This window comes from Paenarthrobacter sp. AB444, assembly GCF_028736865.1.
Taxonomy (GTDB): domain Bacteria; phylum Actinomycetota; class Actinomycetes; order Actinomycetales; family Micrococcaceae; genus Arthrobacter; species Arthrobacter nicotinovorans_B.
The window spans coordinates 51,577-69,864 of the sequence record NZ_JAQZBY010000015.1 but is presented as its reverse complement, the minus strand read 5'-3'; the positions used below and the strand labels follow the sequence as shown (position 1 = coordinate 69,864).

At 63.2% G+C, this 18,288-nt stretch carries 20 protein-coding genes; 7 read left to right on the top strand and 13 right to left on the bottom strand.

Going from position 1 to position 18,288, the window contains the following annotated elements:
* Positions 1-48: 48 nt before the first annotated feature.
* Positions 49-588, bottom strand: a complete 540-nt coding sequence (locus tag PQ627_RS17060; protein WP_274262651.1) for a TetR/AcrR family transcriptional regulator — start codon at positions 586-588, stop codon at positions 49-51.
* Between the two features lie 72 nt (positions 589-660).
* On the opposite strand from PQ627_RS17060, the gene PQ627_RS17055 reads away from it, so the two are divergent.
* A complete protein-coding gene (locus PQ627_RS17055) occupies positions 661-2,211 on the top strand; it encodes an MFS transporter (RefSeq protein WP_274262650.1) in 1,551 nt (516 codons plus the stop codon).
* Positions 2,212-2,214: 3 nt separating this feature from the next.
* On the opposite strand, the gene PQ627_RS17050 is transcribed toward PQ627_RS17055, so the two are convergent.
* Positions 2,215-2,874 (bottom strand): cyclodeaminase/cyclohydrolase family protein, encoded by a 660-nt coding sequence (locus PQ627_RS17050; RefSeq protein WP_274262649.1) that lies wholly within the window; start codon positions 2,872-2,874, stop codon positions 2,215-2,217.
* 119 nt (positions 2,875-2,993) lie between these two features.
* Between PQ627_RS17050 and PQ627_RS17045 the strand changes: the two genes are divergently transcribed.
* Positions 2,994-4,238 (top strand): amidohydrolase, encoded by a 1,245-nt coding sequence (locus tag PQ627_RS17045; protein WP_274262648.1) that lies wholly within the window; start codon positions 2,994-2,996, stop codon positions 4,236-4,238.
* A gap of 81 nt (positions 4,239-4,319) precedes the next feature.
* On the opposite strand, the gene PQ627_RS17040 is transcribed toward PQ627_RS17045, so the two are convergent.
* Together PQ627_RS17040 and PQ627_RS17035 are read right to left on the bottom strand one after the other, a co-directional pair.
* Positions 4,320-4,532 carry a hypothetical protein gene (locus tag PQ627_RS17040; protein ID WP_274262647.1) on the bottom strand — a complete coding sequence of 71 codons (213 nt, stop codon included), beginning with the start codon at positions 4,530-4,532 and terminating at the stop codon, positions 4,320-4,322.
* Between the two features lie 41 nt (positions 4,533-4,573).
* Positions 4,574-5,575, bottom strand: coding sequence for an NAD(P)/FAD-dependent oxidoreductase (locus PQ627_RS17035; RefSeq protein ID WP_274262646.1), 1,002 nt, complete (start codon positions 5,573-5,575; stop codon positions 4,574-4,576).
* 101 nt (positions 5,576-5,676) lie between these two features.
* On the opposite strand from PQ627_RS17035, the gene PQ627_RS17030 reads away from it, so the two are divergent.
* Complete coding sequence (locus PQ627_RS17030; RefSeq protein ID WP_274262645.1) at positions 5,677-6,270, top strand: helix-turn-helix domain-containing protein; 594 nt, start codon at positions 5,677-5,679, stop codon at positions 6,268-6,270.
* Here PQ627_RS17030 and PQ627_RS17025 read toward each other — a convergent pair.
* Positions 6,267-6,569 (bottom strand): helix-turn-helix domain-containing protein, encoded by a 303-nt coding sequence (locus tag PQ627_RS17025; protein ID WP_144662755.1) that lies wholly within the window; start codon positions 6,567-6,569, stop codon positions 6,267-6,269. The genes PQ627_RS17030 and PQ627_RS17025 overlap by 4 nt on opposite strands.
* A 68-nt stretch (positions 6,570-6,637) precedes the next feature.
* Here PQ627_RS17025 and map point away from each other — a divergent pair, with 68 nt between their 5' ends.
* From map to PQ627_RS17005, 4 genes are all read left to right on the top strand, one after another.
* Positions 6,638-7,417 carry a type I methionyl aminopeptidase gene (gene map / locus PQ627_RS17020; protein ID WP_274262644.1) on the top strand — a complete coding sequence of 260 codons (780 nt, stop codon included), beginning with the start codon at positions 6,638-6,640 and terminating at the stop codon, positions 7,415-7,417.
* Positions 7,418-7,609: 192 nt separating this feature from the next.
* Entirely contained in the window at positions 7,610-8,638 is a 1,029-nt protein-coding gene (locus tag PQ627_RS17015; protein WP_274262643.1) for a nitrilase-related carbon-nitrogen hydrolase, read from the top strand.
* Complete coding sequence (locus tag PQ627_RS17010; RefSeq protein WP_274262642.1) at positions 8,635-9,660, top strand: agmatine deiminase family protein; 1,026 nt, start codon at positions 8,635-8,637, stop codon at positions 9,658-9,660. Before PQ627_RS17015 ends, PQ627_RS17010 begins: the two co-directional genes overlap by 4 nt.
* A gap of 12 nt (positions 9,661-9,672) precedes the next feature.
* The gene (locus PQ627_RS17005; protein ID WP_274262641.1) at positions 9,673-11,223 is read left to right on the top strand and encodes an APC family permease; all 1,551 of its coding nucleotides are present in this window, start codon (positions 9,673-9,675) and stop codon (positions 11,221-11,223) included.
* Between the two features lie 106 nt (positions 11,224-11,329).
* Here PQ627_RS17005 and PQ627_RS17000 read toward each other — a convergent pair whose 3' ends face one another.
* The 8 genes from PQ627_RS17000 to PQ627_RS16965 form a co-directional block, all read right to left on the bottom strand.
* Positions 11,330-11,875, bottom strand: coding sequence for an AMIN-like domain-containing (lipo)protein (locus tag PQ627_RS17000; protein WP_274262640.1), 546 nt, complete (start codon positions 11,873-11,875; stop codon positions 11,330-11,332).
* Between the two features lie 216 nt (positions 11,876-12,091).
* A complete protein-coding gene (locus tag PQ627_RS16995) occupies positions 12,092-12,394 on the bottom strand; it encodes a DUF4193 domain-containing protein (RefSeq protein WP_144662767.1) in 303 nt (100 codons plus the stop codon).
* 126 nt (positions 12,395-12,520) lie between these two features.
* Positions 12,521-12,727 (bottom strand): hypothetical protein, encoded by a 207-nt coding sequence (locus tag PQ627_RS16990; protein WP_274262639.1) that lies wholly within the window; start codon positions 12,725-12,727, stop codon positions 12,521-12,523.
* Between the two features lie 69 nt (positions 12,728-12,796).
* Positions 12,797-13,996 carry an L-2-hydroxyglutarate oxidase gene (lhgO, locus tag PQ627_RS16985; protein WP_274262638.1) on the bottom strand — a complete coding sequence of 400 codons (1,200 nt, stop codon included), beginning with the start codon at positions 13,994-13,996 and terminating at the stop codon, positions 12,797-12,799.
* Positions 13,997-14,120: 124 nt separating this feature from the next.
* Positions 14,121-14,612: a DUF805 domain-containing protein gene (locus PQ627_RS16980; RefSeq protein WP_274262637.1), complete on the bottom strand. Its 492-nt coding sequence runs from the start codon at positions 14,610-14,612 to the stop codon at positions 14,121-14,123.
* Positions 14,613-14,856: 244 nt separating this feature from the next.
* On the bottom strand, positions 14,857-16,407 hold the full coding sequence (menE, locus tag PQ627_RS16975) for an o-succinylbenzoate--CoA ligase (RefSeq protein WP_274262636.1): 1,551 nt from the start codon (positions 16,405-16,407) through the stop codon (positions 14,857-14,859).
* A gap of 10 nt (positions 16,408-16,417) precedes the next feature.
* Positions 16,418-17,743, bottom strand: coding sequence for an MFS transporter (locus tag PQ627_RS16970; protein ID WP_274262635.1), 1,326 nt, complete (start codon positions 17,741-17,743; stop codon positions 16,418-16,420).
* A gap of 73 nt (positions 17,744-17,816) precedes the next feature.
* Entirely contained in the window at positions 17,817-18,272 is a 456-nt protein-coding gene (locus tag PQ627_RS16965) for a MaoC family dehydratase (RefSeq protein WP_039239911.1), read from the bottom strand.
* Between the last annotated feature and the right edge of the window lie 16 nt (positions 18,273-18,288).

The window sequence follows — 18,288 nt, the reverse complement described above, 5'->3', positions numbered from 1 at the left end:
AGAGTTAATTGTCCTATGTGCAGGTCGCTGCGGCAAATGGAAGAAGCGTCACTTCCGCAGACGGTCCAGCACGCCCAACAGGATTTCGACGTCGGCCTCCCGGCCCGCATTCCCGCCCTCCTGTCCGCCTTCGAACATGGCGTTGAAATACAGCCCGTCACCCATGTAGCTGACGGCTTTGGCGACCTCCGGCCCCACGTCCTCGGCCAGGACATCCAGCCATTGCTGCTGGATGCCGGCAAACCGCCGCCGCGTTTCCTCGTGGGCCACTTCGGCGAGCCTGGTGGCGGCAACGAAAGCCCTGTCCATGGGCGTGCCGCCCCACAGCGAGGTCCGGATGAAGTACGAGGCGGCTCCGTCCGGCGCTGCCTTCATCCGCACAATGTCCTCTTCCGCCAGTTCATCCAGGCGTTCGAGCAGAGCGCTGATCAGGGCTTCCTTGTTGGGGAAGTGGTACAGCAGGCCACCTTTGGAGACGCCTGCCCGCTTGGCGACGGCGTCAAGAGTGGCTGCCCGCTCCCCTACCTCTATGAGGAGGGCTTCGAAGGCATCCAGGACGGCGTCCCGGGCAACTGGTTTTCGTGGCATGTGTACATCATTCCCTAAAGCTGTGCAGTCCTTGCATTTGTAACTGTACCGTCTGGACGGTATAGTTAGGGCATGTTCTCGCCGTCCTCAACCCACGCACCCCGTTCCGTCAACCCCGTCAAGGGGCAGGCTGCACCGTGGCGCGATTGGACGGCCCTGGCACTGCTGATGTTCCCTGTGCTGCTGGTGGCCGTCGACAACACCGCGCTCACCTTTGCCCTGCCCGAAATCGCCCGATCCTTGGATGTCGGCGGCATCCAGCTCCTGTGGATCGTTGACGCGTATCCGCTGGTGTTGGCGGCACTTCTGGTATCCATGGGCAACTTGGGCGACAGGATCGGACGACGCCGGTTGCTCCTGATCGGCAGCACGGGCTTCGCTGCGGTTTCGGCTGCTACAGCATTCGCGCCATCCGCTGAGTGGCTGATTGCCGGACGCGCCGCACTTGGTGTCTTTGGCGCCATGCTGATGCCCTCAACGTTGTCCTTGATCCGGAACATCTTTACCGATCCCAACCGGCGCAGGCTCGCGATCGCTGTGTGGGCTGCCGGCTTCTCCGGCGGCGCCGCCCTGGGCCCCATCTTCGGCGGTTGGCTTGTGGAACACTTCTGGTGGGGCGCCGTCTTCCTGGTGGCAGCATTCCTGCTCCTGCCTTTGCTGGCATTTGGCCGGGTACTGATTCCTGAATCCAAGGACGCCAACCCAGGCCGCGTCGACGTACCCAGCATCGTCCTGTCCGTGGTCACCATGGCGCCGTTCGTTTACGGCATCAAGGAATTCGCGGTCCACGGCTTCGGGGCCCCGGCCGCTGCTTTCATGGGCTTCGGACTGGTGATGGGCATTGTGTTCGTTCGTCGCCAACAGAGCATCGACAGCCCCATGCTGGATGTGGCCCTGTTCAAGAACAAGGTGTTCAGCACGGCCATCGTGGCCAACGTACTATCCCTGTTCTCCATGACGGGCTTCATCTACTTCTTTGCCCAGCACCTGCAGCTGGTCGAAGGGCAGTCCCCCATGGAAGCCGGCATCGCGATGATCCCCGCCCTCCTCGCCACCGTGATCGCCGGGCTGCTGGTGGTGCCGTTGGTCAAGCGCGTGCGGCCCGGCTTCGTCGTGGCCGGCGGACTGACGCTCAGCGCCATCGGGTACCTGGTGGCCGTCACAGGCAACCATGGCAGCGGACCGGTGTTCCTCCTGTCCGCCCTGACTGTGCTCGCTATCGGGGTCGGCGCGGCGGAGACCATCTCCAATGATCTGATCCTGTCATCGGTTCCGGCGGACAAGTCCGGAGCGGCCTCGGCCATCTCCGAGACCGGCTACGAATTGGGATCGCTGTTGGGGACTGCCGTGCTCGGCTCCATCCTCACAGCGTCCTACCAGCACAACCTCGTCGTTCCCGACGGTGTCTCCGCAGAAGCCGCAAGGAAGTCCGGGGAAACACTGGCCGGTGCCGTCGACGCAGCCTCCGGCCTTCCCGCCGAGCTCTCCGAGGCATTGACCACAGCCGCCCGGACAGCATTCGACTCCGGCGTCCACATCACTGCGGCGATTGGGCTGGTACTGATGGCCGGAGCGGCAGTGATGGCCGCCGTCGTACTCCGCAAGGTGCCCAAGGCGAAATAGGGACTACACCGCTTCGGTAGGTGCGGCCTTTTTGTCGACGCCGGCAGCCAGTTGGTCGATCCGCTCCAGCGCGTCGCTGAGCAGGCTGACCGTCGTCCACAGGTCCGGATGCTGCTCCCTGACCTCCTCAAGCGGAGTCCCTGCGGAGGTCAGGGACGCGAGGTCGAAGCTCACGTTGGTCCGCGCACCCGTTATCGCCGCCCGCAGCGCACCGAAGCCAACCACGACATCGGCGATGAGGGCCGGGTTTCCATGGGAAGCGAGCCAGCCAAGGTCTTCGATGGCGTCGATGGCCCGCTCCCCCAGGACGGCCGAAGCCTTGGCCGCCTCAACCGACGCCTGATGAATCGCCTCTTCCCGTTCCGGGCCGGGGTCCAGTCGGAACGCAGCCCCAAAAGCATTGGAGGCAGAGGAGTCGTCGTCCGCGAGCTGCAGGGCAGTTTTCCGCAGCTCGTGGGCGCGGGCATGAATGCCGGAAAGTTCGTCGCGCTGGTGGTCTTCAGGCTCCGTATACCCGGCAACCATGGACGTCAAAGCGGCCGCGATCGAGAGCATGACACCCGTACCGGCACCACCCCCGGGCGAACCCTTCGACTCCGCCAGGGCCTTGGTCCAGTCCTCGACGGTGGACTGCTGGGTCGTGGCGGCTGCGGTATTCGTCATGCCATCCAGTGTGCCGTGAGTGTTCGGTCTTCGCACACAGGCCTCGCACACTCAGGTTTCGCACACCGCCGGTGGATACACTGGCCGGACCAAAGGCGTCGAACGAAGAGGGTAGACCCATGACCATTGACCTCGAAGAGCTTTACAAAGACCTGCACGCCAACCCGGAGCTATCCTTCCAGGAGACCAGGACAGCGGGAATCGCCGCCGGACACCTGGAAAACCTTGGCTTCACGGTCCACCGCAACATCGGCCAGACCGGTGTGGTGGGTGTGCTTCACAACGGACCAGGGCCGGTGGTCATGCTCCGGGCCGACATGGACGCCCTGCCCGTCAAAGAATCCACCGGACTGGACTACGCAAGCACCGCCGTCGGCGTCGACCACACGGGCAACGACGTTCCCGTCATGCATGCATGCGGCCACGATGTCCACGTCAGTTGCCTGGTGGGTGCTGTGGAGTCGCTTGCCGGGCAACGCGACCAGTGGCAAGGCACGTTGATCGCCGTTTTCCAGCCCGCAGAGGAATGGGGCGGCGGAGCGAACGCGATGGTGGCGGACGGCCTGTACGACGTCGTCCCGAAGCCCGACGTCGTACTCGGCCAGCATGTCGCCCCATTCCCCGCCGGCTGGTTCGGCATCCGCTCCGGCGTCACCATGGCCTCCGCCGACTCCCTCAACATCACCCTGCACGGACGCGGCGGACACGGCTCCCGCCCTGAAACCACCGTTGACCCTGTCCTCATGGCAGCAGCTGCCACGGTCCGCTTGCAGGGCATTGTCTCGCGTGAGCTCGCGGCGAGTGACTCGGCGGTGGTAACCGTTGGGCAGATCCATTCCGGGACAAAAAACAACATCATTCCCGAGACCGCCACCCTGGGCCTTAGTGTCCGCACCTTCAGCGATTCCATCAGGGACAAGATCCTCGGATCCATTGAGCGCATCGTCCAGGGGGAATCAACAGCCTCCGGTGCTCCGAAGGATCCGGAGATCCACTTCGAGGAGCACTTTCCCCTCACCGTCAATGACGAATCGGCTGCAGGCAGAATCACGGCAGCATTCAAGGCCAAATTCGGCACGGCACAGGTGATCGACCCCGGCCCGGTCTCGGGCAGCGAAGATGTCGGAGCCTTGGCAAAAGGCGCCGATGCACCTTTGGTGTTCTGGTTCCTTGGAGGCGCCGACCCTGCACTGTTCAGGGAGTGGGCCACCACAGGGCGGCTCCCAGAGGACATTCCATCCAACCACTCCCCCTACTTCGCTCCATTGATCCAGCCCACGCTGGCCAAGGGAACAGAAGCATTGGTTACGGCCGCCCTGGAGTACCTGGGCACAACCGAACGGGACCAGCCCGGGGAGAACTGACCTGGGAGCCCATGGAAAAGGCGCCGGGGTCCCGGCGCCTTTTGCGTGGATTCGGTGCTCGTTCCAGTCCGGGAGTGATCCCTAGACTTTCTCGTGGATGCGGTCCACCTTCGGTTCGTAAACCTCAGGCTCCCTGCGACGACGTGCCAGGAAAGTCCACAGCGTGCCTTCCGTCCCTGGGCGGGTGTCCGCCGGGGCAGCAGGCTCTTTTGCCTCTGTGGTGCGGGTCTCGGGCTTGCGCGCGGAGTCCTTCTTCGTGCGCCGCTCGAAGTCGTCATAGTACGCGTAGCACATGCCAACCTCCTTTAGTGGCGATCCTTTAATGATCCCCGCACTTAAGCCGAACGTCGACCACTATTTTTCCGGGCCGCTTCCACTGCGAGCCGTGTTTCCTCGGCCACGAGGTGGGCATTGATCGCCGCTCCAGCCATGACGCCCGAAGCGGCGGATGCCATGACCTGCCCCATGAGGTCGGCGACGTTCCCTGCCGCCCACACGCCCGGCACCGAGGTGGCGCCTCCCAGGGGATTCACTTCGACATGCCGCCCTACGCCCATGGGGTGCTCCACCAGCTGGACACCCAGGGACTCCAGCACCCCGGGCCGGGCCTCCATCCTGGTGCCCGTCACCACGGCCTCCACCGGAAGGACCTTGCCAGAGGCCAGGACCACCCCGCTCACGGCGTCATCCGTGATTTCAAGTGAGCGCACTTTGCCCTCCACAACGTTGATGGAGCGTGCGGCAAGCTGTTCCCACTCTTCATCCGTCGGTTCCACAACGTCGTTGAGGAACAAGGTGATATCCGGGCTCCACTGCCGGAAAAGCATGGTCTGGTGCAGGGCCATCGGAACGGTCCCCAATATCCCGATCGCCTTGTTCCTTACTTCCCAACCGTGGCAGTAAGGGCAGTGCAGGACATCCCGACCCCAGCGTTCACCGATGCCTTCAATGTCAGGCAGCACATCAGTGAGCCCGGTAGTCACCAGGAGACGCCGCGCTGTGACTGTGCGCCCGTTCCCCAGCTCCACCTCAAAGGCGGGTTGGGCGCCATCCCCTGCTGCCGCCGTCGAACGTGCCGCAACGGCGACGCCCGGGATGACTTCCACTCCGTAGCTACGCGCTTCGTCGCGCCCGAACTCCAGGAGTTCCTTGGGGCTGATGCCGTCCCGGGACAGGAAGCCATGGACCCCGGCCGCAGGAGCATTCCGGGGTTCACCGGCGTCGATTACCAGCACCGACCTCAGAGCCCTGCCTAGCGTGACGGCGGCACTTAAGCCAGCTGCGCCACCTCCGATGACCACGACGTCGTACCCCTTGATGTGGTGTTCTTTACTCACTTCGCCTCCAGAATCCCTCGCAGCCCTGTGCCGCTCCCTCCATGGTTGGACAGCATTCGGGAAATCAGCAAAGAATTTTGCTGCTATGGCAAACTTGGTCCATGAGCCAAGACTTCAGTTCCATGCTCGACGCCGTCGGACCTCGCCTTCGTGCGCTGCGGACCCAGCGCAACCTGACCCTTGCGGAAGCTTCGGAGGGGACCGGCATTTCGGTCAGTACGTTGTCGCGGCTTGAGTCCGGGCAACGAAAGCCCACCCTTGAACTTTTACTCCCGATAGCGCGGCTTCACCAGGTGCCCCTCGAGGAACTCATCGATGCCCCCGAAACCGGCGATCCCCGCATCCACCTCAAGCCCCATGTCCACGATTGGGGAACCGCACTCCCCCTCACGCGCCGGCCCGGCGGGATCCAAGCGTTCAAGATGGTGCTGAAAAGCGGCACTGGCAAAGAGATCCCCCAGCCGCAGTCCCACGAGGGCTACGACTGGATGTACATTCTCAACGGGAAGCTGCGGCTGGTCCTGGGCGGGAACGACTTCATCCTCAAACCCGGCGAAGTAGCGGAGTTCGACACCCGGACCCCGCACTGGTTCGCCAGCGCCACGTCAGAGCCAGTGGAGCTTCTGACCCTTTTCGGCCAGCAAGGCGAGCGCATGCACGTACGGGCACGGCCAAAACGCCCGGACCAAACTTAGGAAGCCAGGAACTCGCGCGCGCTGCGGCGCGGCGCGCTTGGGTCCGTGCCGGCGTCGGGCTGATTGATCTCCGCCCAGACTTCATCCAGGGACAGGCCCAGGACATCGGCAATCGCAGCCACGGTGGGGAAGGCGGGGGTGGCTACCCTTCCGGACTCGATCTTGCGGAGCGTCTCCGGGGAAACACGGGCATCAAGGGCGATCTCCAACATGGAGCGCGTGCCCCGTGCGCGGCGCAACAATGAGCCGAGACGTTGTCCACGCTCGGCCTCTGCGGGTGTAAGAGGCAACCTGACCATGGCTCCAATTGTAATACCGGGATAATATGGCCGGGATAGTTATTGGACTCACAACAGAAAGGCTGCTCATGATCGAGATCCTCAGCGCCAACGAACTGCTCAGGGCAAAGGCTTCGGGCGCCCTCGTGGCCAATATCCTGCACACCCTCAAGGGCCGCTGCACCGTGGGCACCAATCTCCTGGACATCGATTCATGGACCAAGGACATGATCCTGGAGGCCGGAGCCGTGTCCTGTTACGTCGACTATGCCCCGTCCTTCGGGCGCGGACCATTCGGCCACTACATCTGCACCGGCGTCAACGACGCCGTCCTCCACGGACTGCCGCGGGACTACGCACTTGCCGACGGTGACCTGCTGACACTCGACCTGGCCGTCTCCCTGGAGGGAATCGCCGCGGACTCCGCCATCAGTTTCATCGTTGGCGACGCCAAGCCCGCCGATAGCGTGGCCATGATCGAAGCGACCGAACGCGCCTTGAATGCCGGCATCGCAGCAGCCCGGCCGGGGGCCCGCATCGGTGATCTCTCCTACGCGATGGGGTCAGTCCTCAGCGAGGCCGGCTACCCGGTAAATACGGAATTCGGTGGCCACGGCATCGGATCGACCATGCACCAGGAGCCGCACGTCCCCAACATGGGGCGGCCCGGACGCGGCTACAAGCTGCGCCCCGGATTGCTCCTGGCACTGGAACCGTGGGTTATGGCGGATACCGCGCAGCTCGTCACGGATGCCGACGGCTGGACGCTCCGCAGCGCCACCGGGTGCAGGACAGCCCACAGCGAGCACACCATCGCCATCACCAACGATGGGGCGGAGATCCTCACCAGGCCGACCCTGGCTGGTTAGCGCCCGGATGGGGTAACCAAGGCGTCCGGGTCGCGGTCCGGCTAGGCGTCCGGCTCGCGGTCCGGCGAGACACCCCACGGCCGTCATAAATGAGCGGCATTCATTTGCCTCTTGCGCTCCAGCGTGACACGCGCCATACTAAATGAACGCTATTCATTTAGTGACTGTCGTCTCACCGGAGTACATGCCCCCATGATTGAAATTACCTGCCTCGAAGCCCCCACTTCCCTGGCCCGCACAGAGCCCTCCACGCGGACGCCGCTGCGCGTCGGCGTCGTCCAGCACCGCTGGCATGCCGACGAAGCCGCACTCCGCGCTGAACTCTCCGAAGGCATCGAACGCGCGGCCAACCTGGGAGCCACTGTTGTTTTCCTGCCTGAGCTGACGCTCTCCCGCTACCCCGCCGACACCAAGCCGGAGAACAACCCGGCGGCAGGTATCCGCCCCTCGGACATTACCGAGGACCTCCTGACCGGCCCCACGTTCACCTTCGCCGCAGAGGCAGCCCGCAAGTTCGGCGTCTCGGTCCACGCCTCTCTGTACCAGCGTGCGGAGAACCCGGATGGCACCGACGACGGCCTCGGCCTGAACACGGCCATCCTGGTCTCCCCCGCCGGAGAGCTGGTTGCCCGTACTCACAAGCTGCACATCCCCGTGACAGCCGGCTACTACGAAGACAAGTTCTTCCGTAAGGGACCGGACGCCGAGGACGCCTACGCAGTGCACGCCCCGGCCGAACTGGGCGGCGCACGCCTTGGCATGCCCACCTGCTGGGACGAGTGGTTCCCGGAGCTTGCCCGCCTGTACTCGCTGGGCGGCGCGGAAATCCTGGTCTACCCCACGGCCATCGGCTCCGAGCCGGACCACCCCGACTTCGACACCCAGCCGCTGTGGCAGCAGGTCATTGTAGGCAACGGCATCGCCAACGGCCTGTTCATGATCGCGCCCAACCGCTACGGCAACGAGGGCACCCTGAACTTCTACGGATCCTCCTTCATCTCCGACCCGTACGGCCGCATCCTCGTCCAGGCGCCGCGCGATGAGTCCGCCGTCCTGGTGGCAGACCTGGACCTCGACCAGCGAAAGGACTGGCTGACGCTCTTCCCGTTCCTGGCGACCCGCCGTCCGGAAACTTACGGCCGCCTCACGGAACCGGTCAACCCGGACGCTCCGCTCGGCGCGAGCTCTGCAAGCCAACAGCCCCAGGCAGTTTCCGCGTGAGCGCCTGGCGCATGCCGTCGGAGACGGCACCCCAGGACCGTGTCTGGATGGCCTTCCCGACAGGCGGCTACACGCTGGGCGACACCGAGGAAGAGGCCCACGCGGCCCGCTCCACGTGGGCCGCCGTCGCGAACGCCATCCTGGAGTTCGAGCCGGTCACCATGGTTGTAGCGCCCGACGACGTCGAAACGGCCGCCCGCTACCTCGACCCTCGCGTTGAGGTACTTACCGCTGAGCTCAACGATGCCTGGATGCGGGACATCGGTCCGTCCTTCGTACTGGATGCCAACAAGCAGCTCGGCGCCGTGGATTGGATCTTCAACGGCTGGGGTGCCCAGGACTGGGCTGCCTGGGACAAAGACTCCCTCATCGCCGCCAACGTCACGGGACACGCCGGCGCCCAACACCTTCCCTCGGGGATCGTGAACGAGGGCGGTGGCATCCAAGTGGACGGCGAAGGCACTGTCCTGGTGACCGAAACCGTCCAGCTGGACGAGGGCCGCAATCCCGGTCTCACCAAGGCCGACATCGAAGAGGAACTGGCCCGCACCATCGGCGCCACCCATGTGGTGTGGCTCCCGAGGGGCCTGACGCGTGACTCGGAGAAGTTCGGCACCCGCGGCCATGTGGACATCGTGGCTGCCATTCCATCGCCCGGAACCTTGCTGGTCCACACCCAGCAGAACCCCGAACACCCGGATTACAAAGTCTCCCGGGAAATCATCGACTTCCTGCGCACCACCCATGACGCAGCAGGCCGGGAATGGAACATCATCGAAGTTCCGGCCCCGGAAACCCTCACCGACGAGGAAGGGTTCGTGGACTACAGCTACATCAACCACCTCGTCGTCAATGGCGGGGTCATCGCCTGCAGTTTCAATGACCCCATGGACGAGAAAGCGCTCCGTATTCTCGCCGATGCCTACCCCGGACGCCGCGTGGTCAGTGTTGACGCGCGCGAACTCTTCGCCCGGGGCGGGGGCATCCACTGCATTACGCAGCAGCAGCCTTCGGCCATCTAGAAAGGGCCCTTCATGAGCCAGACAATCCGCAACGGTGCTTCCACAAGCACCAACGCCGCTGCAGACTCGCACGACATCAGCGGCAAGGGACTGAAGACGGGGCAGTTGGGGCTCCTCGCCGTCGTCGTTCTTGGCATTTCAACCATCGCCCCGGCGTATACCCTCACCGGTGCGCTCGGCCCAACCGTGAATGAAGTCGGGCTGCAGTTGCCCGTGATCTTCCTGATCGGGTTCATTCCGATGATCCTGGTTTCGCTGGCCTACAGGGAGCTCAACGCGGACTCCCCGGACAGTGGCACTACGTTCACCTGGGTCACCAAGGCCTTCGGCCCGTGGGTGGGCTGGATGGGCGGCTGGGGGTTGCTCGCCGCCAACATCATCGTCCTGTCCAACCTGGCCGGCGTCGCCGTGGACTTCTTCTACCTGTTCCTGGCGCAGGCCACCGGCTCCCCCGAGCTGGCCGACCTCGCTTCGAACAAGCTCCTGAACGTCGCCACCTGTTTCGTCTTTGTGGCCCTCGCCGTCTGGATCAGCTACCGCGGCCTGCACACCACCAAGATCGTGCAGTACGGGCTGGTAGGTTTCCAGTTGCTGGTTCTGGGACTCTTTGTTGCCATGGCGTTCGCCAACTGGTCCACATCCGAAACTGCTGTTCCGTTCAGTTGGGACTGGTTCGATGTCACCAAGGTTGAGACGTTCGGCCAGATCGCGGCCGGAATCTCGTTGTCGATCTTCGTCTACTGGGGCTGGGATGTCTGCCTCACCGTGAACGAGGAAACCGCCAACGGCAAGAAGACCGCGGGTGCTGCCGGTACTCTTACCGCCGTCATCGTCCTCGGCATCTACCTGCTGGTGACCATCGCCACCATGATGTTTGCCGGCGTCGGCGATACCGGAATCGGCCTGAACAACCCCGAGAACCACGCCAACGTCTTCACGGCGCTTGCATCGCCGGTCATGGGACCGTTCGCGATCCTCATGTCCTTGGCCGTACTCTCCAGCTCGGCAGCTTCCCTGCAGTCCACGTTCACCTCGCCCTCGCGGAGCCTGCTCGCCATGGCGCACTACGGCGCCCTGCCGGAGCGCTTCAGCCACATGAGCAAGAAGTTCTCGACGCCGGGCTTCGCCACCATCGCGGCTGGCGTCCTGTCCGCGGGCTTCTACGCGGTGATGCACGTGATCAGCGAGAACGTCCTCAACGACACCATCCTGGCTCTTGGCCTGATGATCTGCTTCTACTACGGGCTCACGGCCATCGCTTGTGCCTGGTACTTCCGCAACAGCGTGTTCAACAGCGCACGCAACTTCTTCCTGCGGCTGGTCTGCCCGGTACTGGGCGGTGTGGGACTGTTCGTCGTGTTCCTCCAGACCGCAATGGACAGCTGGGATCCGGAGTTCGGCAGTGGATCGGAGATCTTCGGGGTGGGACTCGTGTTCATCCTGGGCATCGGGATCCTGGCCCTGGGTGCCGTGGTCATGCTGATCCAGGCCCGCATGCGGCCCGGCTTCTTCCGCGGTGAGACCATCCGGAAGGACACTCCGGCGTTGGTGGTTCCCGAGTAGCCCCGCCTGTGTAACGCCGAAAACGCTGGAAAGCTGCCAGTTCGCCGGAAACTTCCGTGCGAGCTGGCAGCTTTCCCGCTATCTGGGCGTTCTACGAGGTGTGGGCTTACCAGTGATGGGCGACGTCCACCACAAGCCGCGAACCGCCGTCGGGTCCGTCCAAGGCGAAGACCCGGAACGGAAGCCTGGCCCGGACACCCAGCCCGATGCTCGTCGTGCCCTCGAAGCTGCCCGCATAGACCACTTGGCGGAACGTCTGATAGCCGGAGACGTTGGAAAGCTCCGCCTTGGCTGCCGGCAGATACGTGGGGTTCCCCTGCTGATCATAGGAAGGTGCAGTGACCATCACTTGGAGGTCCGCATCGCCAAGGACCGGGATAGGGAAGCCGGAGGGATCCTGTGTCACCACCGGAACGTACTGCACGGAGTATCCGGCCACTTTGCCGCTCACATCGATCACCAGACGGTCAAAGCACGGCTGCTGTCCAGTACGCACAGCTGTGACATTGCCTGAACTCATATCCGGATCAGCCTTGGCCAGCGAGCCCCAGGTGATGCCGCAATACGGTGCGGCCGAGGCTGGCCCCGGCACTGCCAGACCGAGCCCGGCAGCTGTCAGCACAGCCGCCAAACCCGCTCCAATTTTCCTCATTTTTTGTGCCCCCTTCAGGCGAAGTTGATACTTCAACTGTAGGAGCGGATTCAGACCATTGGACCGGTTGTGGCCGCTTCGGCGCATAACCGTTAAGGGAACGGCCAGCTGGTCACAGGAGGATTATCAAAGACTCCGTCGGGCACCCAATGCGGGCCCAATCACTTGCCATCTGCCACGTTTTCGTGATCGAAGATAACGTGATCAGCGCGTTATTCAGCCTTCACAGTCCTTGCAGAACTTGAGGCCGTTCTTTTCCAGGGCAATCTGGGAGCGGTGCCGGACCAGGAAACAGGAGCCACATGTGAATTCATCGGACTGTTCCGGAACCACGACGACGGTCAGTTCCTCGCCCGAAAGATCGGCGCCGGGAAGGTCGATTCCTTCGGCAGTATCGACATCCTCAACATCGATGACAGCGGTCTGGGCAGCGCCGCCGCGTGACGCCTGCAAAGCCTCAAGCGATTCAGCGGGAGACTCTTCTTCGGTCTTGCGCGGAGCGTCGTAATCAGTAGCCATTGAGGGTTCGCTTTCGTTGCTGCATAGTGCCCATTCCGGCACCTCAGTGAAGGAGTTTAGGGCATACTACCCGGCAATAACGAATAGTGTGCTCAACGCAACACAACGCAGCTTCCGATGCGGTTCCTACAAGGCTTTTGGCGGCCTTCCTGCGTGGGATTGGATGGCCTGGGCACCTGCCACGGTGACGCCACTCAGGGCGGGCAACCAGGTCCAATCCGGGGCCGTGCCAGGCGATTCTTCCTCTTCAGGCGCCCGACAGTCCAAGACATAGGCTGCCTCAATCCAGCGCCCGAAGGCTTGGCCGATGCGGGTTGCCAGTGAAGTGATCATGGGCCAAAGCTACCCACGCGGGATGTGGACCCCGTTTCCGGGTGGTCACAGGTTTGTTAATTGGGTCCCTCAGCCGACAAGCGCCTGTTCCACGATGTACTCCGCGATCGCCATGGACGAAGTAGCCCCGGGCGACGGTGCGTTCCGCACCAAGACGGTGTCCCGGCGTCGTGCGATCACAAAGTCGTCCACCAACGATCCGTCACCATTCATCGCCTGGGCGCGCACGCCCCGGGTTCCGGGGAGAACGGTGGCGCCCTCCAGCGACGGCACAAAGCGCATGGCCTCACGGATGAACTTCCTTTTGCTCACGACGGTCTGGAATTCCCGCACAGCCGAGGGCACGTTCCGCCGGGCGAAATTCCAAAAGCCGGGGAACAGCGCGTAATCCAGCACGTCGCGGAACCGGACGTCCTTCCAACAGTAGGATTCACGGCCGAAGGAGATGAAAGCATTCGGGCCCAGCATCATTTCGCCGTCGATGCGTTTAGTGAGGTGGACTCCGAGGAAGGGATGCCTGGGGTCCGGTACCGGATAGATCAGGCCCTTCACCTGTTGGCGGGCTTCGTGGCCCAGGAGAAAGTACTGCCCAAAGAAGGGCACGATTTTCGGGGTAGCCGGCTCACCAGTCGCTTCGGCCAGGCGGTCCGATTGCAGGCCGGCGCAGGCCACCACCAGGTCAAAATGTTCGCTGCCGTCTTGCGTGCGAACCACCACCCCCTCCGCTTGCTGTTCCAGCGCCGTGACTTCCTGCCCGAGCCGGATGGTCCCGCCCGAGGCGCGCACGTCGTCTGCGAGCGCTTTGGTGATGGCCGGGTAATCCACGATCGCCGTTTCCGGCGAGTGCAAGGCAGAAAGCCCGACGGCGTTCGGCTCCACCTCGCGTATTTGGTCACCGTTCAACATCCGCACTCCCGGGACCCCATTGGCCGTGGCACGAGCGAAGATGGCGTTCAGGCGCTGCTGCTCCCCGGCTGTCTGCGCGATGACCAGCTTCCCGCAGGCCTCGTACGGCAGGGCCTTTTCGGCGCAAAATTCGTGCAGCAGCTCCACTCCCCTGCGGCACAACCGTGCCTTCAGCCCACCGGGTTCGTAGTACAGGCCAGCGTGGACCACCCCTGAATTGTGGCCGGTTTGGTGTGCGGCCAGACGGTCCTCTTTTTCGAAGATGGTGACCTGCGCGCCGTCGAGCTTGTTGGCAAGTTCCCGCGCAACCGCGACACCGATGATTCCGCCACCCACCACGGCGCATCGTTTGATCGTTCCCATGACTGGCGCTCCTCATCGTTGGGGTCGGTCCGCGTCAGTGACAGCATTTCACGACCAGGGCTGGCCGGGCACGCAAAAGGGGCGGCACAGTGTGTGCCGCCCCTTTTATTTACAGTTTGACGCGCTAGGCCGTCGGCTGGTCAAAGCGCTGGCCGGCCGGGTTGGACGGCAGGAGTGCGAAGACCAGTATGGCGAGGCCGCCCACGAACGGGATGAGTCCCAGCAGGGCAAGCCAGCCGCTGAAGTTGCCGTCGTGCAGACGACGTACCAGCAGCGCGATGGACGGAATCAGGACAGCCAGGTAGAAAACACCCAGCAGGATGAAGCCGACCGTGGCGCCCGGGCCGGGAACTGCAGTTCCATTGGCGGAAACGGTCGCACCTGCACTGCCCAAAATGCCGGTCAGGATCTGCAGGACGAGGCCGACGATACCCAGTGCCAGGGCGACCCACCAGTATTCACTGCGGCTGGCGCGCCCTGTGAAAGTGGCGTATTTCTTGAAGAAACGCTGGACAGCCGCGCCAATCGGGGCGCCATAGTAGGGAGCCCACAGCGGCGGTTCGCCCGCCTGGGTGCCGTAAGGCTGGGTCTGTTGCGGTTGTTGCGGGTAGCTCATTGGTATATCCCCCGGTTTCGTTGTGACAATACGTACTCAGAGACGAGTCGTGCCCAATCGTAATGCCCCGGAAGCTGTTTAGGCAGTTCGATGGACAAAGTTAACCCGGATTTAGCCCATTGACGGATTGTTTCGCACGTGACGCCGCCCACAAACCAACCAAATGTGAGCGAGGGTTGGCGCCAAACGGGTGGGATGTGAGCGAGCGTTCGGCCCAAGCAGGTGGGATGTGAGCGAGGGTGGGTTACCGGGCGTATTGCTTGCGGAGGTCGGTCTTACGGATCTTCCCGCTGGCGGTCCGGGGCATCTCCTCGACGAACACAACGGACTTGGGAATCTTGTACCGGGCAAGTTTCCCTTCCAGATGCGAGCGCAGCTGCTCCTCCGTCAAGGAAGTCCCTTCACGCAGCGTGACGACGGCACGGGGCACTTCTCCCCATTTCTCGTCGCTCACCCCGATGACGGCCACACTCCCCACGGCCTGCAGCTCTGCAATGGCAGCTTCGACCTCTGCGGGATAAATGTTCTCACCCCCGGAGATGATCATGTCCTTGAGCCGGTCGGAGACGAACAGAAAGCCTTGCTCATCCAGCGAGCCCATGTCACCTGACCGGAACCAGGTCGAGTCGGCATAGCTTTCCGCTGTGGCCTCAGGCCGGTTCCAGTATTCCTTGATGACGTTGGGGCCGGAGATCTGGATTTCGCCTACTTGGCCGGCCCCCACGACCCCGCCGAAGGGGTCGACGATCCGCACATCCGTGAAGAAGTGGGCCAATCCCGCCGAGCCGGCCTTCTCCTTGGAGGCGGAGACTGGCAGCATGGTGGCGCCGGGAGCCGTTTCGGTCATGCCATAACACGCCGTAAATCCAATCCCGCGTTCTTCATAGGCGTCCAGTACCCGCTGCGGAACCGCGGACCCGCCGCAGGTGAGCTTGTCCAGGGAGCTGAGGTCCGCCGTCGACCATTCCGGATGATCGCAGAGCATCTGGAAGGTGGTGGGGACGCCGCTGAGGGTGGTGACTTTGTTCCGGCCCACGAGCTCCAGGACGCGTGCGGGGTCGAACTTGGACTCGAGGATCACCGTGGCACCTTTGAGCAGCATCGGCAGGAGCCCCATGTCCAGGGATGCCACGTGGAAGAGCGGCGAAATCATGAGCGCTACGTCATTGCGGCCCAGGTCCATGTCCACCACGGTGTTGATGCAGTTCCATGTGATGTTGCCGTGGGTCAGCAGCGCACCCTTCGGCTTGCCTGTGGTCCCAGAGGTGTAGAGGATCATGGCGCCGTCGTCCAGGGTCACCGCTTCATCCAGCGATGCAGCGTCGGCGCCTTCAATCACCTCCCCGTACTGTTCGACGCCGGATGGCAGCGTGGCATCGCCACTTTCAGGGCCGTCGTCGGACGCCACCACAAGACGGTGGGTTACCACTGTGTCCGCCACTGATGCCGAAGCCACCACATTCAGGGCTTCAGCGTTGACCAGGACACGTGCGCCGCAATCCTGGAGCTGAAACTGCAGCTCCGGGGCAGCCAGGCGGGTATTGAGCGGAACGAAAATCGCCCCAAGCAGCCCGCAGGCAAAGAAGGTTTCCACGAAAGACGGGTGGTTTTCGCCGAGGTAGGCCACGCGGTCGCCCTTGGCCACTCCCCTGTCCCGGAGAGCGTTGGCCAGGCGATCGGTCCGGTTGGCGAGTTCGAGGTAACTCAGTTTCCGCTCGCCATGGATGAGCGCTGTCTGGTTTCCGGACTTGTTGCGGCGGCGGTGCAACCAGGATCCAACTCCGTTGTTGTCCATGTGGATACTCCTAACTGACCGTGGAAAGGTCGTTGTTCTTAGACTCCCGCGTCAGCAGGATGAAGACAATTGACACCAGCGACATACCGGCCAGGAAGATCACCACGGGGACGATGCTCTGGCCTGCATCCTTGTACAGGCCCGCAACGATGCCCGGGGTGAAGCCTGCGCCGATCAACGTCGCCAGCTGGTAGCCCACAGCCGCACCGGTGTAACGGTTGGTAGTGCCGAACTGCTCGGAGACAAACGCCGCAAGTGGACCATAGAGCGAGGAATGCAGGATGAGTGCAACGGTGAAGGCCAGGAAGATCAAGGCGATACTGCCTGAGCTGAGCATTCCGAACATGGGGAACAGGTACAGGATGAACAGGGCCAGACCAGTGACCATGACCGGGCGGCGGCCGAAACGATCGGACAAGCGCCCGCCCAACAGGACAAAGAGGATGGAGATGGCCGAAGCACCGGCGAAGGCATAGAGCACGCCCTGCTGGGGAGCGCCTTTGGACACTGCATAGGTGACCGAGAACGTGGGAAGCACCACTTGGAGGCCAAATCCGGCGGCTCCGGCAAACATGATCATGATCAGTGCTTTGGGCCGCTTCAGCACTTCCACGAGCGGGACCTTGCGCTTGGTTCCCAACGCGCTTTCCTTGGCCACAGCCTCGGCAAAGATCGGGCTTTCGGAAACCCGCAGCCTCACGAACATGCCAACGATCAGCAGGACAAAGGAAAGCAGGAACGGCACCCGCCACCCCCAGGCCAGGAAGGCGTCCTGCGGAAGGGCCGAGAAGATACCCATCACCACGGTGCCCAGGACAGCGCCCGTCGGCGCACCCGCGTTCACAAACGACGCCGCGAAGCCGCGCCGCTTCGGATCGGAGTGTTCCAGGGCCATCAGCGCAGCGCCGCCCCATTCACCGCCGACGGCGATGCCCTGGAAAACCCGCAGGATCACCAGAAGCACCGCTCCCCACGGACCGATCACGCTGGATCCCGGGATCAGGCCGATCAAGGTGGAGGCGATGCCCATCATGGCCATGGAGACGATCAACATGCCCTTGCGGCCAATCCGGTCACCGAAATGGCCGAAGATAATGCCACCCAGTGGCCGTGCGACGTAGCCCGCGGCGAACGTTGCATAAGCCGCTACTACCCCCACCCACTCGTCCGTTCCGGCGAAGAACACCTTGGGGAAGGCAACTGCTGCCGCCGTCGCGTACAACAGGAAGTCGTAGAACTCGATGGTGCTGCCCAGATAGCTGGACATGATGACCGTACGCGCTTCTTTACGCTTGGCGGCCGTGCTCGACGGTGCGAGTGCAGTGTGTCCTGACATGGCTGTTCCTTGGAAGAGGAGGGACTGTGTTGTGGAGGGTTACTTACAGAAGCCGCTTACTCACAGATCCGGCTTACTTGTAGAAGCGGGCCAGGAATTCGGCGACGACGGCGGGACGCTCCTGCCCTTCGATTTCGATGGTGGCGTTGACCTTGATCTGGGCACCGCCCTTGACCTCGGTGACCTCGGCGATGCTTCCCTGCATGCGGACCTTTGAACCCACCTTGACCGGGGAAGTGAAGCGGACTTTATCGAGTCCGTAGTTGACCTTGGTGGTGACGCCGTCGACGTCGAACAATTCACCCCAGAACGGGATGATCAAGGACAGCGTGAGAAAACCGTGCGCGATCGGGGCGCCGAAGGGGCCGTCCTTGGCACGTTCGGGATCAACGTGGATCCACTGCTGATCGTCCGTGGCATCGGCGAACAGGTTGATTTGCTGTTGGGTGATTTCCCGGTAGTCGGTGGTGCCCAGGTCCTTGCCGGACATGGTGAGCAGGGTGTCGAAATCGACGACGAGATTGGGCATCTTTGCCTCCTGGTTG

Excerpts from the sequence above, each read along its gene's own strand:
- PQ627_RS17060 (WP_274262651.1), bottom strand. The coding sequence starts at position 588 with ATGCCACGAAAACCAGTTGCCCGGGACGCCGTCCTGGATGCCTTCGAA.
- PQ627_RS17055 (WP_274262650.1), top strand. The coding sequence starts at position 661 with ATGTTCTCGCCGTCCTCAACCCACGCACCCCGTTCCGTCAACCCCGTC.
- PQ627_RS17050 (WP_274262649.1), bottom strand. The coding sequence starts at position 2,874 with ATGACGAATACCGCAGCCGCCACGACCCAGCAGTCCACCGTCGAGGAC.
- PQ627_RS17045 (WP_274262648.1), top strand. The coding sequence starts at position 2,994 with ATGACCATTGACCTCGAAGAGCTTTACAAAGACCTGCACGCCAACCCG.
- PQ627_RS17040 (WP_274262647.1), bottom strand. The coding sequence starts at position 4,532 with ATGTGCTACGCGTACTATGACGACTTCGAGCGGCGCACGAAGAAGGAC.
- PQ627_RS17030 (WP_274262645.1), top strand. The coding sequence starts at position 5,677 with ATGAGCCAAGACTTCAGTTCCATGCTCGACGCCGTCGGACCTCGCCTT.
- PQ627_RS17025 (WP_144662755.1), bottom strand. The coding sequence starts at position 6,569 with ATGGTCAGGTTGCCTCTTACACCCGCAGAGGCCGAGCGTGGACAACGT.
- map (WP_274262644.1), top strand. The coding sequence starts at position 6,638 with ATGATCGAGATCCTCAGCGCCAACGAACTGCTCAGGGCAAAGGCTTCG.
- PQ627_RS17015 (WP_274262643.1), top strand. The coding sequence starts at position 7,610 with ATGATTGAAATTACCTGCCTCGAAGCCCCCACTTCCCTGGCCCGCACA.
- PQ627_RS17005 (WP_274262641.1), top strand. The coding sequence starts at position 9,673 with ATGAGCCAGACAATCCGCAACGGTGCTTCCACAAGCACCAACGCCGCT.
- PQ627_RS17000 (WP_274262640.1), bottom strand. The coding sequence starts at position 11,875 with ATGAGGAAAATTGGAGCGGGTTTGGCGGCTGTGCTGACAGCTGCCGGG.
- PQ627_RS16995 (WP_144662767.1), bottom strand. The coding sequence starts at position 12,394 with ATGGCTACTGATTACGACGCTCCGCGCAAGACCGAAGAAGAGTCTCCC.
- PQ627_RS16990 (WP_274262639.1), bottom strand. The coding sequence starts at position 12,727 with ATGATCACTTCACTGGCAACCCGCATCGGCCAAGCCTTCGGGCGCTGG.
- lhgO (WP_274262638.1), bottom strand. The coding sequence starts at position 13,996 with ATGGGAACGATCAAACGATGCGCCGTGGTGGGTGGCGGAATCATCGGT.
- PQ627_RS16980 (WP_274262637.1), bottom strand. The coding sequence starts at position 14,612 with ATGAGCTACCCGCAACAACCGCAACAGACCCAGCCTTACGGCACCCAG.
- menE (WP_274262636.1), bottom strand. The coding sequence starts at position 16,407 with ATGGACAACAACGGAGTTGGATCCTGGTTGCACCGCCGCCGCAACAAG.
- PQ627_RS16970 (WP_274262635.1), bottom strand. The coding sequence starts at position 17,743 with ATGTCAGGACACACTGCACTCGCACCGTCGAGCACGGCCGCCAAGCGT.
- PQ627_RS16965 (WP_039239911.1), bottom strand. The coding sequence starts at position 18,272 with ATGCCCAATCTCGTCGTCGATTTCGACACCCTGCTCACCATGTCCGGC.